Annotated in this window: 12 protein-coding genes; 11 read left to right on the plus strand and 1 reads right to left on the minus strand. The window is 41.1% G+C overall.

Annotation, left to right across the window (positions count from 1 at the left end):
- Positions 1-41 precede the first annotated feature (41 nt).
- Positions 42-716 carry a response regulator transcription factor gene (locus RVY80_RS04370; RefSeq protein WP_317329807.1) on the minus strand — a complete coding sequence of 225 codons (675 nt, stop codon included), beginning with the start codon at positions 714-716 and terminating at the stop codon, positions 42-44.
- 900 nt (positions 717-1,616) lie between these two features.
- Here RVY80_RS04370 and RVY80_RS04375 point away from each other — a divergent pair.
- The 11 genes from RVY80_RS04375 to RVY80_RS04425 all read left to right on the plus strand — a co-directional run bounded on the left by RVY80_RS04375 (position 1,617) and on the right by RVY80_RS04425 (position 15,064).
- On the plus strand, positions 1,617-3,335 hold the full coding sequence (locus RVY80_RS04375; protein ID WP_317329779.1) for an FAD-binding protein: 1,719 nt from the start codon (positions 1,617-1,619) through the stop codon (positions 3,333-3,335).
- A 1-nt stretch (position 3,336) separates the two neighbouring features.
- The gene (locus tag RVY80_RS04380) at positions 3,337-4,299 is read left to right on the plus strand and encodes a succinate dehydrogenase/fumarate reductase iron-sulfur subunit (RefSeq protein WP_295188426.1); all 963 of its coding nucleotides are present in this window, start codon (positions 3,337-3,339) and stop codon (positions 4,297-4,299) included.
- Positions 4,299-5,174, plus strand: a complete 876-nt coding sequence (locus RVY80_RS04385) for a CoB--CoM heterodisulfide reductase iron-sulfur subunit B family protein (RefSeq protein ID WP_295188423.1) — start codon at positions 4,299-4,301, stop codon at positions 5,172-5,174. The genes RVY80_RS04380 and RVY80_RS04385 overlap by 1 nt, the downstream gene beginning before the upstream one ends.
- Before the next feature lie 168 nt (positions 5,175-5,342).
- On the plus strand, positions 5,343-5,558 hold the full coding sequence (locus RVY80_RS04390) for a DUF1659 domain-containing protein (protein WP_295193400.1): 216 nt from the start codon (positions 5,343-5,345) through the stop codon (positions 5,556-5,558).
- Between the two features lie 144 nt (positions 5,559-5,702).
- Positions 5,703-5,924, plus strand: a complete 222-nt coding sequence (locus tag RVY80_RS04395; RefSeq protein WP_295193403.1) for a DUF2922 domain-containing protein — start codon at positions 5,703-5,705, stop codon at positions 5,922-5,924.
- A gap of 271 nt (positions 5,925-6,195) precedes the next feature.
- Complete coding sequence (locus RVY80_RS04400; RefSeq protein ID WP_295193404.1) at positions 6,196-6,798, plus strand: DedA family protein; 603 nt, start codon at positions 6,196-6,198, stop codon at positions 6,796-6,798.
- A gap of 13 nt (positions 6,799-6,811) precedes the next feature.
- Complete coding sequence (locus RVY80_RS04405) at positions 6,812-8,446, plus strand: ArnT family glycosyltransferase (RefSeq protein ID WP_295193406.1); 1,635 nt, start codon at positions 6,812-6,814, stop codon at positions 8,444-8,446.
- A 27-nt stretch (positions 8,447-8,473) separates the two neighbouring features.
- On the plus strand, positions 8,474-9,316 hold the full coding sequence (locus RVY80_RS04410) for a uracil-DNA glycosylase (RefSeq protein ID WP_295188405.1): 843 nt from the start codon (positions 8,474-8,476) through the stop codon (positions 9,314-9,316).
- Between the two features lie 429 nt (positions 9,317-9,745).
- The gene (locus RVY80_RS04415; protein ID WP_317329780.1) at positions 9,746-11,899 is read left to right on the plus strand and encodes a ribonuclease J; all 2,154 of its coding nucleotides are present in this window, start codon (positions 9,746-9,748) and stop codon (positions 11,897-11,899) included.
- Between the two features lie 160 nt (positions 11,900-12,059).
- The gene (locus tag RVY80_RS04420; RefSeq protein ID WP_295188401.1) at positions 12,060-13,025 is read left to right on the plus strand and encodes a YybS family protein; all 966 of its coding nucleotides are present in this window, start codon (positions 12,060-12,062) and stop codon (positions 13,023-13,025) included.
- Between the two features lie 23 nt (positions 13,026-13,048).
- A complete protein-coding gene (locus tag RVY80_RS04425) occupies positions 13,049-15,064 on the plus strand; it encodes a DHH family phosphoesterase (RefSeq protein ID WP_295188399.1) in 2,016 nt (671 codons plus the stop codon).
- The last annotated feature ends 1 nt before the right edge of the window (position 15,065 follow it).

Genomic DNA, 15,065 nt, shown 5'->3' on the forward strand with positions numbered 1-15,065 from the left:
TGCGGAATGTAATGGGCCAGCGGTTGAATAGCTGTTCTATATTAATTTTCAGTTTTGAGAACATAGCCGACCCCACGTACAGTTTGAATGAGTTTTACTTTATCATCTGTATCAATTTTCTTGCGGAGATCTTTGATATATACGTCGATGAGGTTTGAGTAGCTTTCATAATCATATTCCCATACATGATCGAGAATTTGTTGACGAGACAGCACAATATTTTCGTTGCTGGCTAAATAGTAGAGCAAATCGAATTCCTTCGCTGTCAGGTTCACGGCCACACCATCGCGTTTTACGGAACGTTGAGGCACATTAATTACCAATGGCCCCACGATGAGGTCATTTTGAGCATGGTTGGCACCACGACGCGCGAGGGCGTAAATGCGCGCAATGAGTTCCTCAAATTCAAATGGTTTTACCAGATAATCATCAGCACCAGTGTTGAGGCCACTCACCTTATCTTGTAGGGAGTCCTTTGCTGTTAATAACAATACTGGCGTTGTATTGCCATCGGCACGCAATTGTTTCAATGTTTGGATACCGTCCAGTACAGGCATCATAATATCCATAACGATTACGTCATAGCTAGAGGTACTGATATAATCGAGGGCTTGCTGACCATCAAAGCAGCTGTCTACAGTCATTCTTTCGGCATGTAAATATTTGGCTGTTATATTATTTAACATTTCTTCGTCTTCGACGAGGAGAATTTTCATAGGATCCTTCCATTCTGCCGGTGGCGGCGAAATACAATTCATCGTAGATCTAGGGGGCCTACTTTATCTTATATATATTATACCTTATTTAATTCTCATGAGTAGAACATGAATTTAACCAGTCTGGGTTTTTCCTATTATGCTTATTTATTAATTTCGATGATATCGGTAATGGTAAAAGTACGGTCTTTTTTAGAGTTGTAGTTTTATTCAATGGATGAAAGCCAAAAAAACTATATCGATAATTGCCGTATCTGCATAATACAAGGGGGATTTGCTAATTTTGGAAATATACATAAAATTCTTATGATAATGATTTTCAAGTAATGATATCCTAGTAAATATACAGTGGATTTAGTTGGTGAATCGTCATTGCTGTTGATAGTAATAGTTGTAAATTCTTTACTGATTTAGTGGGAATTAGATCATATCATTTTAGCCTAAGGGGGATAAAATCAGTAACTATAGGATTAGATGGAGGTTATTTTAAAGTGGAAATTTTAAATTTGAGGGAACTGAATTATTCTATATGGCTATGAAATATGTCACAAGTTATGAAACACTAGGAGTAAATCTTTGTCCCTTACCAATGAATAAATATAAGTAATGATATGGATTTTCATTTATAGAGCTAGAAATTAATTATGCTAAATAAGGTTTAGACATACAAGAAAATGACAACTATAATTATATGTAAAGCTATAGGAGAAAGCCTTGCAAGTGCTAGGTTTTCGTTAAGAAAATTTAATCAGGTTATCAAAAGTATTTATATACGATGTCGAATAAATGAATGGTAGTCCAAATTTATTCGTTAATCTATAAAGTGATGGTAGAGTCGGGTACAAATATTTTATGCCAATTCAGTTTTCTTAAGTAATAGGTAGTTATGAGGAGGTAATTATGGAACAGTTTGATGTTCTAGTAGTAGGTAGCGGCGGCGCAGGTATGCGTGCGGCTTTAGAAGTAGGTCGTCGTAAAGGCTTGAATGTTGCGCTTATTACAAAAATTTTCCCAACACGTTCTGCAACAGCAATGGCACAAGGTGGCGTTAATGCTTGCTTGAACAATGTGGCACCAGAAGACACTATCGAAACACATACTTTCGATACAGTAAAAGGGTCTGACTATCTTGGTGACCAAGATGCGATCGAATTCTTCTGCTCTAAATGTCCAGAAGGCGTTCTTGAAATGGACCATATGGGTGCTCCATTCTCTCGTACAGCAGAAAACAAAATTGCACAACGTAATTTCGGTGGTCAATCTTACCCACGTACTAGCTACAGTGCGGATAAAACTGGTCACGTTATTCTTCACACAACTTATGAACAATGCCTAAAAGAAGGCGTACACTTCTTACAAGAATGGTACTTATTGGATTTAATCCAAGTTGATGGTGTTCTTGGTGGCGCAGTTATCTGGAACATGAAAGAAGGCAAAGTAGAAACTATCAAAGCAAAAGCTATTGTAATGTCTACTGGCGGTGCTGGTCGTATATTCTGGACTCGTACAACTAACCCATTCCTTTCCACAGGCGATGGTATGGCAGCAGCATTCCGTGCAGGTTGTGGTTTGAAAGATATGGAAATGATTCAATTCCATCCAACTGGCCTTGGTAAAACTGGTATCTTGATGTCCGAAGCCGTTCGTGGTGAAGGTGGGTACCTTCTTAATTCCGAAGGCGAACGTTTCATGAAAAAATATGCGCCAAACAAAATGGAATTAGCATCTCGTGACGTTGTTGCGAAAGCTATCGAAGTAGAAATCGCTGAAGGCCGTGGCTTTGGTGGTACAGGTCTTGATGCGTATGTAGTGGCTGACCTTCGTCACTTGGGACCAGAAGTTATCATCGAAAAACTTCATGGTATCCGCGACCTTGCTATGTGTTTCGAACATTGTGATCCATTGGTACAACCAGTACCTATTCGTCCTACAAATCACTACATCATGGGTGGTATCGACGTTGTGGACTACAAAACTTGTGCTACTGAAATCAATGGTTTGTTCGCATCTGGCGAATGTTCCAATATCTCCATCCACGGTGCCAACCGTTTAGGTGGTAACTCCCTAGCTGACGGCGTTGTATTCGGTAAAGTATCTGGTGCTGGTGCAGCAGACTATGCTGAAAAACATGACCAAATCAACTGTGATGCTGAATTACAAGCATGTGCAGAGGCTTGGGAAGGTAAATTCAAAGAAGTAACTGGCCGTACAGCTGGTCGTCCAGTAGTAGAAATTCGTGATGCTTTGGCTAATGCAATGTGGAATAAATGTGGTATCTTCCGTGATGAAGCACGTATGACAGAAGCATTGAACGAAGTTAACGCATTAATCGAAGACTACAAAACTTGCTATGTAGGTGATACTGATCGCAATTACAACATGGCATTCGTAAACTACTGTGAAATCGGTTCCATGTTAACAGTAGCGAAAGCTATCGTTTCTGGTGCGCTTTGGCGTAAAGAATCCCGCGGTGCTCATACTCGTGATGATTATACTAAACGTGATGACGAAAATTATCTCGTTCATTCCATCCAAAAATTACGCGAAGATGGCGAATATGAAATGTCTACACGTCCTGTAGTGTTCACTAAATACCAACCAGAAGAAAGGAAGTACTAAGATGAGACAAATCACCTATCATATCCACCGTTACCAACAAGGCCGCGCATATGTACAGTCCTTCTCTTTTGATTATGAACCAGACCGTACTCTTTTATGGGGCTTACAAAAAATTAAAGATGAACAAGATCCTACATTGACTTTCTTGGCAGCTTGTCGTTCCGCAGTTTGCGGCGCTTGCTCCATCCGTGTAAACGGCGAAGCAATGCTTGGCTGTGAATCTAAAATCGACGAAATCACAGAACGTTTTGGCTCTGATGAAATCGAAATTGCTCCTATTGGCAACTTTAAGGTTCTTCGTGACTTAGTTGTTGACTGGGAATCCAAAGTTGATCGTCTCCGTACGGTTGCTCCTTGGATCTTCTTGAAAGCTGAGTTTAACGAAGGCGACAAAATCGTTCGTCAAACTCCAAAAGACTTCAAAAAATTCGTGGCTGGTACAGAATGTATCCTTTGCGGTTGCTGTGTTTCCGAATGTAATAAATTGACTGCACGTCAAGATGACTTCTTAGAACCATATGTATTCACAAAAGCTAACCGTTTCGTATTGGATAGCCGCGATGATGCTCCTATGGCTCACATCAAACCTGCATTCGATAATGGCGTATGGAATTGCGTTCATTGCATGAACTGTATCTCCCGTTGCCCTAAACATTTAAAACCTGCTCAAGATATTTCTAACTTGCGTAAAGAAGCTACAAAAGCTGGCTTGACAGACAGCAAAGGTGTACGCCATGCAGTAGCTTTCAAAGACGACTTGATGAAAACTGGTCGTTTGAAAGAAGTTTCTATGAGCTTGAAATCTGATGGTGTTGTAGATTCCGCTAAACAAGCAGTGTATGCATTGCGTTTGTGGAAACACAGCAAAATCAATCCATTCGAACTTATCGTTCCACAAAAACCAGTTAATGGTATCGATGGCGTTCGTACACTTGTGAAAGCAGCAGAGGAGGCAAGTAAATAATGAAATACGCATTTTTCCCAGGTTGCGTACTTGAAAGCGCAGCGAAAGAAGATTACTTAGCAACCGTTGCAGTCGCTCGTAAATTAGGTATCGAAATAGAAGAACTTGATGGTTGGACTTGCTGTGGCGCATCTCATGTACAAGACATCGCTCCAGAAGTTACACTTGCTACTAATGCTCGTAATATTGCATTGGCAGAAGAAAAAGGTTTGAACCTTTTAACTGTATGTAATACTTGTACTTTGATGCTTCGCGAAGCTAAAAACGAATTAGACAAAGACGCAGCTAAAAAAGAAGAAGTTAACAAACAATTAGCACAAATCGGTAAACAATACCGCGGTACTATTGATGTAACTCATTTCTTGTGGGTGTTGATCCGCGATTACGGTTTGGACAAATTGAAAGCTAAAATCGTAAAACCTTTAACTGGTTTGCGTGTAGCTGAATACTATGGTTGCCACATTCTTCGTCCACAAGAAGAATTAGGCTTTGAAGATTATCAAGTGCCTACATCCTTAGCAGATTTAATTACTGCTATCGGTGCAACCCCAATCGATTTCTCCCGTAAATTAGATTGCTGCGGTTTCCATGCTGTATACCCTGCACATGATTCCGTAATGCAAATGACTGGCTCCATCAATAACGATGCAGCTAAAGAAGGCGCTGATTGCGTGGTAACTCCATGCCCATTGTGCCAAATGCAATTGGATATGTTCCAAAAAGAAGCTAAAGCAGTTGTGGGTGGCGACAAAGATATGCCTATCTTACACATGTCCCAATTAATTGGCTTGGCTCTTGGCATCACTCCTGAAGAAATGGGTATGCCTGCACGTCATTTGACTAGCACTGCACCAGTACAAAAATTTGTTGGCTAATGGTAGCTGAATTAGACATTAGGCCTGAGTAGGTCGTACTAGGTTCTAATATCACACCATACCATAATTACCTGAAAGCCCCCGGCTCTGCCGGGGGCTTTTCCTATACATAACTTTTTTTACATTAATCATCTCCTGGAATATATGAGTATGAAAGGAGGTGATACGATGGATCGAGTAGTAAAAGAATCCAAATTGGTGTTGCGTTTCGCTAATGGTTTCAATGAACAGAATGAACCGCTCTATAAAGATGTGACGTATTCTCGTGTTATTGAAAGTGCCACTGATGAAGCCATCAAGGCGGTTGGTATGGCTCTTGCACCATTGTTCAGCATGGAATTGGCTGATGTGGTTCGCGTGAATGAAGTGTCCTTAGGTAAATAGGGATATTTCGTAATCCTAGTTGGTTGTCGCTGAATATATCGGCTATAGGCGAAGTGTCGAATTAGTTGCAGTAAGCCGAACACAGCCGATACGGCGATGACTAGTATCAAATTTGTGTGTGTAATTGTGGAAAGGAGGATTTTCATGGCTGATAAAGTAGTGGTATATCTTAAATTTGCTACAGCAGGTGGTAAAACATCTTCTGTTACCATCAATAACCCGCGTGAAAATGTGACGCTAGCAGATGCGAAAGCAGCAGCTGATGTACTGGTGGCACAACAAGTCATCGAAGGTAGTGACAGTACAGCATTGACTGGATTTAAAGACGCTACCAAAGTGACTACAAGTACTGTAGAACTTGCATAATCTTTTAATTTAATAGATAGTCCTAAACCCTCTAACAGGCCCTGAATCGCGATGTCGATGCAGGGCTTTGTTTTTATTTTTGTCCTATCAGTTGAATGTATGATAGAATATATATTATATAGATAAATTTAAATGGGCGAGGCTGCACTATTGGGTGGCTTTCACCATGATATCTAATAGAAGGTGTTGCAATAGGCAACATGGCAACATTTAGTGTTATATGATTTGACAGAATTACCTCGCAAGAGGTTTTATTTATGAGGTGCAATACATGGATTATATTATTACGTTTATGGAGCAGTATGGATATTGGGCATTGTTTATTACGATGACCCTAGAAAATGCGAATGTTCCGATTCCTAGTGAAATCGTGCTAGGTTTTGCAGGGTATTTAATTGCTCGTGGTGTATTTGATACTACTACAACTATTATTGTAGGCATATTAGCAGGCATAGTAGGTTCCGTTTTGTCCTATTGGATGGGCGAGTATGGTGGGCGTCCTTTACTGCTCAAATATGGTAAATATATTTTCTTTAATGAGCATAAATTTGAACTGGCAGAAAAATTATTTAATAAATATGGTGGTGCTGCTGTATTTATCGGTCGTTTGCTACCTGGTGTACGTACATTTATTTCTTTCCCTGCAGGGATGGCAAGATATTCGATGACACCGTTCTTTATCTGGACCGTACTAGGAACAATTCCTTGGACGATTTTACTCGTTTGGTTAGGTAAAAAGCTCGGTGAAAACTGGAAAGATCTCATTGAATATAATCATGAGTTTTTGATTATTATGATTGCTATATTTGTAATCATTGGCGTTGTATTTGGTGTGAAATATTATCGTAGCAAGTCATCAAATCGTAATCAATAATAGGAGAGATGAGATGAAATTACAACGATTAACACCGATTCTGTTTTTTGTGAGTATGCTATTCTTCGTGGGTGGCAATACATTTCTCCCATTAACAGATCCAGTGGAATCTAATTACGCCTTGACGGCGAAGGAAATGGTAGAATCCGGTAACTGGTTATCACCTCAGATTTATGGTCAATTTTGGTATGATAAACCAATTATGATTTATTGGCTCATCGCTTTGTGCTATAAAATATTTGGTATAGTGGATTGGGCAGCACGCCTTCCGAGTGCCTTTTTTGGAGCTTTGTCAGTGGCTACATTGTACCAAGTGATTGCATCTAGCTCTGGTCGTTGGTTGATAGGTTTAATTTCAGCGACTATCATGGGTACATCCTTGATGTTTTGGGCGGTGGCGCACGGTATTATTACCGACATGGTACTCTTGTACATGACCTTGGGGACTATGGTATATGCCTACAAGGGCATGGTAATGGGCACAAAATATGGCATGACCATTGCCTATGTGTTTGCTGCATTGGGGGTGCTTACAAAGGGGCCCGTGGCTATCGTATTGCCAGGATTGATTTTACTCATTTATGCAGGGCTCATCATGCGTTCTTGGACGATGGTGAAACGCATCTTTGATTGGAAAGGTATTGTGCTGTTTTTTGCGGTGGCAGCGCCTTGGTACATCTATATGTACAGTACTCATGGGCAAGCTTTCATCGATGGATTTTTAGGCCTACATAATGTGACGCGAGCTACACAATCTGAACACCCAGAGGATAATCATTGGTGGTACTACATAGCTATATTCTTGGGTGCTCAATTACCTTGGACTGGGGTCATTATTTATGGCATGGTGAAAGGTTGGAAACGCCAGCATCCAGGATATTTATATAACATGGTTTGGGGCATCGGTACCGTTGTATTTTATACATTAATGGCTACGAAATACCCATTATATACATTTATTAGTTTAATCCCTTTCAGTATTCTTGGCGCCATCGGTGTTATGAAGTGTATTCGACCAGGTTTGCCTCGTCGATATGGCTGGATTATAGCGGGACCAACAATTTTGTTGTGGATTGCCTATTGCGTGGGTAGTTTCTTTGTACCATGGGGATTCTGGTTGCTGTTATATGTACTAGTAGTTATGCTGATTATCGGCCTGGTATATGCATTGTATAACAATAACCGATATATGATGCCCGCGTTGGCCGCAGTAGGTACATTGCTCGTGTCTGCCCTTGTTATTAATGAAGGAATTGGGCCATTAGTGGTACAGCGTAGTGCAGTGATGATTACACCTATTGTGGATCAATTCAATGGTAAGGTGTATTACTATGATGGCTATAGTACGAGCCTTGTATTCTACACAGGCAAAGATGTTGTGAAGATTAATGCAGAATCACATATCCCGGATAAGAAAATAAAACGTAGCGCCGAATGGGATAAGAAATATCTTATGGAACAAGTGGATGAGCAAGAGTTCATGAAAGCCATGGAACGGGGTGAGCAAATGATGCTCATCGTAGGCAAGCGAAACGTACCGAACTTTGAGGCTTCACCAATTTTTGGAAAGGTAACATTGTTCTCTGTAGAAGGGGCCAATCACGTATATATCATCAATGGTAAGACATCCATTAGTGGTACAAATTAAAGTGATGGTTCTGTCAGTGAGGTGGATATGTCTGGTTTGTTTTCTGCAGAGGTTCTCTTAGAGGCTCAGCAAGTAACGTATGAAAAATACATAGCTCAATTTGAGGCTCATAAGGTTCAACTTATTACTGAGTTTGTAGATGAACTAGGCCTTTATGAAGGTGTTAATGTGTATAATCCCTGGTCTGACGTGGATTTGAATTACGATAATTCCCTTGAGGCCTCCCGGTGGCGCCGGCAAAATTTTATTGCGTATGCGTTACCTCGATTGGGGCGTGCTAATACATTTGTAGTCGCTGAGGCTGTGGGCTATCAAGGTGGTCGATATTCCGGCATTGCCATCACTTGTGAAAGAATGCTCTTAGGCCTTCATAGTACGGTTGATGCTAATCAATTGGCTGAAATTCCCCTGTGGCGTACTAGCTCACAAATGAGTGAGCACATCAAATCCATTCAACGGGAAAAAGGATTTAATGAACCGACAGATACGGTAGTATGGAATGCTATTATTGAAAATGGTATTAATCCGTATGATATATTTCTGTGGAATATTTTTCCATTTCATCCTTATAAGTCTGGTGAGCCTATGACAAATCGGACACCGACGGATGAGGAACAACAATTAGGTTGGGAGTATACCAAAAAATTGTTGGACCTTAATGCTATACTTGGTGGTGGTGATAGGCCACTTATATTGGCGGTAGGTCAAAAATCCGCGGATACTATGGGAAAATTTGGTATTATCCCCCTTGCGTTACGACATCCTGCTAATGGGGGGGCCAATAAGTATCGTGAGGGATTTAAAGAAGCTATGAACATCCGTCAAAATCTCCTGTTAGAACAGCATGGACTAGGAGAAATTATTAATTAGTATATATCGTTACAAGGCCCTTGACCTCGTCAAGGGCCTTTTGCTTTCATAAATCGAAGTTATATGATATACTAGACGTAGCGTATGAAAGTAATTAGCTTTCATCAAAAACGATCGGATTATATTGCTATGGTAAATGAATAGTGTATCAGAACGGATACACGCGGCTGAACATTTACGGAAACGGCATTATACTCATTTGTCCCAAGGCAAATGGAATGATACTAAGAGCGGCAAACAACTCTATAGCTATGCACAAACATGTACAGGGTGTTCCACCTTATAGATAGTATAGGGATACTAGGTATATAGCATATTGATGTTATGACGCTGTTAAACGATTGAGGGTATAGTTGCGCCCTTTTTGTTTGTTGTGATATTCCTAGGACAAGATCAATACAAGTGATATTAGAAAGATGAAGAACTATTATGATTACAAAAATTATCGACAAAATTCTAGGAGGAACAGTGGAATCTACTGAAACTAAGGCTCCTGCACAAGTTACTGCAGCGCCTACAACTCAACATATTGCGGCTGTAACAGAACGTGTAGCCGGTGAAAAAACAGCGACTGGTGAAGCAAAACCAGCGCAACGACGTACACGGAGTAATACAAAACGCACAGAAGGTGAACAAGGCGAATGCAGAACACGCCAAAATAATGGTGAAAACCGTCGCTCTCGTGCACAACGTTCTGAAAATGGCGAACAAGGTGAACGTAAAACACGCCAAAATAATGGTGAAAATCGTCGCCCTCGTAATACACGCTCTGAAAACGGTGAACAAGGTGACCGTCCGCAACGTCCTCGCCAACAGCGTAATGGCGAAGGTTCACAACGCAATAATGACCGTCCACAACGTAATACACGTCCTAATAATCGCAACGAAGAACAAGTGGAATTAATCGGCAAGGTAAAACGCGGTAGCAATAAAGGTAAATTGCAAATTATCCCATTAGGTGGTTTAGGGGAAATCGGTAAAAATATGACCGTATTTCAATACGAAGATGATATTGTTGTATTGGATGCTGGTTTAGCATTCCCTAGCGAAGATATGCTCGGCGTAGATCTCGTAATCCCTGATATTAGCTATTTGGTAGAAAATCGCGATAAAGTGCGCGCTGTTTGTATCACTCATGGTCATGAGGATCACATCGGTTCCTTGGCGTATTTATTGAAAGAAATCAATGTACCTGTATATGCGACAAATCTTGTTTGTGGCTTGATTGAAGGGAAATTGAAAGAGCATCGCGTGAGCAACAAGGGGCTTCGCGTTGTACAGGCTGGCGATGAAATTGAAATCGGTAAATTTAAAATTGGTTTCATTCAAACAAATCACTCTATTCCTGATGCGTGTGGTATGTACTTTGAAACACCAATTGGGACTATTGTTCACACCGGTGACTTTAAAATTGATCAAACACCAGTAGATGGAAAATTGATTGACATTCATAAATTTGCAGAGCTTGGTAATAAAGGCGTATTGGCATTGATGTCTGACTCCACTAACGTTGAAAAACCTGGCTTTACTGGTTCTGAAAGCTCTGTTGGACCAGCTATTAAACAAGCCGTTAGCGAAGCACAAGGTCGCGTCATTTTAGCTACATTTGCGTCCAATGTATCCCGTATTCAACAGGCCATTGATGCGGCTGTTGAGAACAAACGTAAGGTAGTTGTCATGGGCCGTAGTATGGTTAACGTTTCTGAAATTGCTGAAGCTCGTGGCTATTTGAATGTACCTAAAGGGACTTTCATCGACGTAGATGAAATGAAAAACTATACAGATAATCAAATTATGGTGTTAACAACTGGTAGCCAAGGGGAACCTATGGCGGGCCTATCTCGTATGGCGACGAATAATCACCGTACTGTAGAAATCGCACCGAATGATACTGTTATTATCTCTGCTACACCAATTCCAGGTAATGAAGGCGCCGTAGGTCGTACCATCGATAATTTGCTTCGTCTTGGTTGTAATGTAGTATATGGCAAAGATCGTGGTATCCACGTATCTGGTCATGCGAGCCAAGAAGAGTTGAAAACTATGTTGAACTTGATTCGCCCAGAATATTTCATCCCTGTCCATGGAGAATACCGCATGCTTCGCAAACACGGCGAAGTGGGCGTATCCATGGGTGTGGATCCTAAAAAGGTTCTTGTAGGCGACAATGGTCAAATTTTTGAATTCACAAAAGATGGCGGTCGCAAAGGCGGTCGCGTTCAATCTGGTGCCGTATTCGTAGATGGTCTTGGCGTTGGTGACGTTGGTAACATCGTTATCCGCGATCGTCAACAATTGGCCCAAGAAGGTATGGTTATCGTTGTTATGGCTATGGATCGTGCCTCTGGTACTATCGTAGGTGGCCCTGATATCGTATCTCGCGGTTTCGTATACGTTCGTGATGCAGAAGAATTAATGGATGAAGCGCAAAATCGCGTGGACGCTGTTATTGAAAAATGCGAGTTAGAACGTATTAAAGATTGGACAACCATCAAAACAAACGTTCGCGATGCATTAGGAAAATATTTCTATGAAAAAACACGTCGCCGTCCAATGATTTTACCAATCATTCAGGATGTATAATTGGAATTTCTTGAATCTATACTGTATAATAAGCGTATGAGCAATCATACGCTTATTTCTTTTATGACTGTTTTGTCGTACCTTACTAATACAGTAGACTAAGGTATGGAATGAGTACATTTTAACGAATCGTTGAATATGCTCAATATTATGGAGATTTATGAGACAATCAAATACACGAGCCATGGTGGAAACCGGCTTTTTAACAGCAATCATTGTGGTGCTCACTATCATTGGCAGTAATGTTCCAATGTTAGGTTTTTTAGCCACAATTGTAGGTCCAGCAACACTGGCGGTAGTTGGTGTTCGTTGGGGGAGCAAGTACAGTTGTTCCGCCGCAGTTGGCACATTTTTCTTACTGTCCTTTATCTATGGCCCTTTGATGGCTTTGCTAGAGACAGTAACTTTTTCTCTTATGGGGATTTGCATTGGTGAAGGTTATCGAGCACAGTGGAATGGGGTTAAGAAAATCCTGATTCCTGCCTCAGCCTTTGTAGTGGCCGCCATATTGGTGTTCTTCATCTCTTATGTGGTGATGAATGTTGATTATATGAGCTTATATACGCAGTTTGAAACAGAATTTAACACATCCTTGCGTGAGACGTATAGTCAGCAGGATATGGATGCTGCACAACAACTAGCGATACAACAGCAAGTAGAGTCTAGCTTGACGTTTATGAAATATGCCTTTGCTACTATGGTTTTCTTCTCCGCATCGGTTATTACATTTATGACCTCTAAATTGGCGGCGATTATTTTGCGCCGTGTAGGGATGCCAGTAGAGGAGTTACCTCCTTGTGGAAAATGGCAGATGCCAAAATGGGCACCTTTTCTACTAGCTATTGGAATTATTCTGAATTACTGGGCCAATGTAAAAGGTATTGAAATTGCTATGTGGATAGGGCCAAATTTAGTTCTTGCTGGTGCAGTATTATGTGCCATTCAAGGTGTGGCCTGTGTATGGTCTATTTTTGAAAGCTATCGAGTTGGCAAGAGCTGGCGCACCATTGTGCTAGCAGTGCTACTATTAATGTTCCCACAGACGATTGTTGTTCTGGGTATTATTGATAGTATTTTTGATTTACGAAGACATTTTAGCGAACGTTCTAATCAAACCAAATACTAGCTGTGGCTAGATTGGAGGAGAGTATGAAATCCTTTAAACGCAGATGGCAGACCATTGAGATTACCATCGTTGGCGTGATAGCAGCGTTACTTTTAATTATTGCATGGCTTAACTGGCCTGTTGCGATATTAGCGCTCATCATTGTGCTGGCAGGGTATTTTATCAATTACAATGTCATCCATAATCGGCGTCGCCTCGCGATTGAGCAATTCGATGCGATGAGCAAGGGCGTCACTCAGGCATCAAATTATGCATTGCAAAATTTGCCGATAGCCATCACTATTGTTAATAAGGATGGCACATTGGTGTGGAATAACAGTGTATTTCGCGATTGGATGCCGGTAGATTGGAATAAAACACAGAAATTATCAGCTATGATTCCTGGGTTCCGGATTGATAAAATCTGGGGTAAATCTGGTTTTATGAAAGCTGCTATTGGTGAAAAGACATTCCAAATTATATACAAATTTATAGATACTCAAGATTCTCATGGCGATATGGATGATGAATTTGCTGAACATGCGTGCATGGCTCTCTATTTTGAGGATGTAACCAAGGCTGAGGTTGCACGTGAAAAGGCAGAATTAGCGCAACCAATTTGGGGTATGATTCAAATCGACAATATAGAAGATTTGACGAAAGGTCTTAGTGATCGCGAATATACTACTTTGTGGGCTGAAATTAACAATATTGTAGTAGATGAAATCGATAACCGCGATGGATTTATTCGCAATTTCCAAGATGATATGTATACATTTGCCATTTCTAGAGGCGCGCTTGCTGATATGGAGGCAGAAGGATTTAAGATTTTAGAGAAAATCCGTAAAATCCCAACTCCACGCCAATTGCCGGCTACGATTAGTATGGGGATTGCCCAAGATATGTCGTCTGTAAAATCTGCAACGGCTAAATCGAGAGCAGCCCTTGAGGTCGCTCTTGCTCGTGGCGGTGACCAAGTTTGTATCATGGATGGCGATGACACTCGGTTCTTTGGCGGTAAGGTGCAAGGCTCTGAAAAGAATACACGTGTACGTGCCCGTGTAGTATCTCAAGCGATTCGTGAGTTGATGAATGATTCTGACAAAATTCTTGTGATGGGACACCAACGTGAGGATTATGATGCGCTTGGTGGTGCTATTGGGGTGGTAACTATTGCTCGTGCCCTTGGTAAAGAGGTCCGTTTAGTTGTCAGCAATGAGCCAATGGCTATCCAAAAAGTATTGAATGTATTGAATGAAGATGAATTTTGGCAATCTATTATCATCACTCCCGCAGTAGCTAAGCAGTGGGTAGATGCCAATACATTAGTATTTGTTTGTGATGTTCATCGTCCAGATTTAGTGGCGGCTCCAGAAGCACTGGGAATTACGAAACGACGGGTTGTTATTGATCATCATCGTCGTGGCACTGATTTTGTGGAAGGGCCGTTGTTAACGTATTTAGAACCGGCTGCTTCTTCTACGAGTGAACTTGTTGCTGAACTGGTTCAGTACGCAGGAGCTACGGTTCCTGTAAAATTAACAAAAGCAGAAGCTACAGGTATCTATGCTGGTATCGTTCTTGATACGAAGAACTTTAATATTCAAACGGGGGCTCGAACCTTTGAGGCCGCAGCTTTCTTGCGACGTAGTGGTGCAGATATTGAACGAGCACGTCAACTATTTATTGATAGTTTTGATGATATTCAATTGCGTGCTAAAATGCTGTTTAGTGCAGAGCGTACAGAGAGTATTGCTATTACAGAGGCCCCAGCAGGGTTGACTGATATGATGGTTGTCAGTGCACAAACTGCAGATATGCTTATTACTATTGAGGATATCGAGGCAGCCTTTGTATTGTATCAATTGAATGATGGTGGCATCGGTGTCAGCGCTCGTTCTAAAGGCCAATTAAATGTACAAGTGGTTATGGAATCTCTCGGCGGTGGTGGGCACAGAACCGTAGCCGGTGCCCAATTACATGATATGACGGTAGAAGATGCGAAAAAAGCTATTTTAACAATAGCGTTGCAGCAACTTCATGACCTACAGGAGGTATAAG

The organism is Veillonella absiana (assembly GCF_032970865.1).
GTDB lineage: Bacteria > Bacillota > Negativicutes > Veillonellales > Veillonellaceae > Veillonella > Veillonella absiana.

Bases quoted from the DNA above. Each gene is read 5' to 3' on its own strand.
- RVY80_RS04420 (WP_295188401.1), top strand. From the start codon at position 12,060: ATGAGACAATCAAATACACGAGCCATGGTGGAAACCGGCTTTTTAACA.
- RVY80_RS04395 (WP_295193403.1), top strand. From the start codon at position 5,703: ATGGCTGATAAAGTAGTGGTATATCTTAAATTTGCTACAGCAGGTGGT.
- RVY80_RS04385 (WP_295188423.1), top strand. From the start codon at position 4,299: ATGAAATACGCATTTTTCCCAGGTTGCGTACTTGAAAGCGCAGCGAAA.
- RVY80_RS04390 (WP_295193400.1), top strand. From the start codon at position 5,343: ATGGATCGAGTAGTAAAAGAATCCAAATTGGTGTTGCGTTTCGCTAAT.
- RVY80_RS04370 (WP_317329807.1), bottom strand. From the start codon at position 716: ATGAAAATTCTCCTCGTCGAAGACGAAGAAATGTTAAATAATATAACA.
- RVY80_RS04380 (WP_295188426.1), top strand. From the start codon at position 3,337: ATGAGACAAATCACCTATCATATCCACCGTTACCAACAAGGCCGCGCA.
- RVY80_RS04415 (WP_317329780.1), top strand. From the start codon at position 9,746: ATGATTACAAAAATTATCGACAAAATTCTAGGAGGAACAGTGGAATCT.
- RVY80_RS04425 (WP_295188399.1), top strand. From the start codon at position 13,049: ATGAAATCCTTTAAACGCAGATGGCAGACCATTGAGATTACCATCGTT.
- RVY80_RS04375 (WP_317329779.1), top strand. From the start codon at position 1,617: ATGGAACAGTTTGATGTTCTAGTAGTAGGTAGCGGCGGCGCAGGTATG.
- RVY80_RS04410 (WP_295188405.1), top strand. From the start codon at position 8,474: ATGTCTGGTTTGTTTTCTGCAGAGGTTCTCTTAGAGGCTCAGCAAGTA.
- RVY80_RS04400 (WP_295193404.1), top strand. From the start codon at position 6,196: ATGGATTATATTATTACGTTTATGGAGCAGTATGGATATTGGGCATTG.
- RVY80_RS04405 (WP_295193406.1), top strand. From the start codon at position 6,812: ATGAAATTACAACGATTAACACCGATTCTGTTTTTTGTGAGTATGCTA.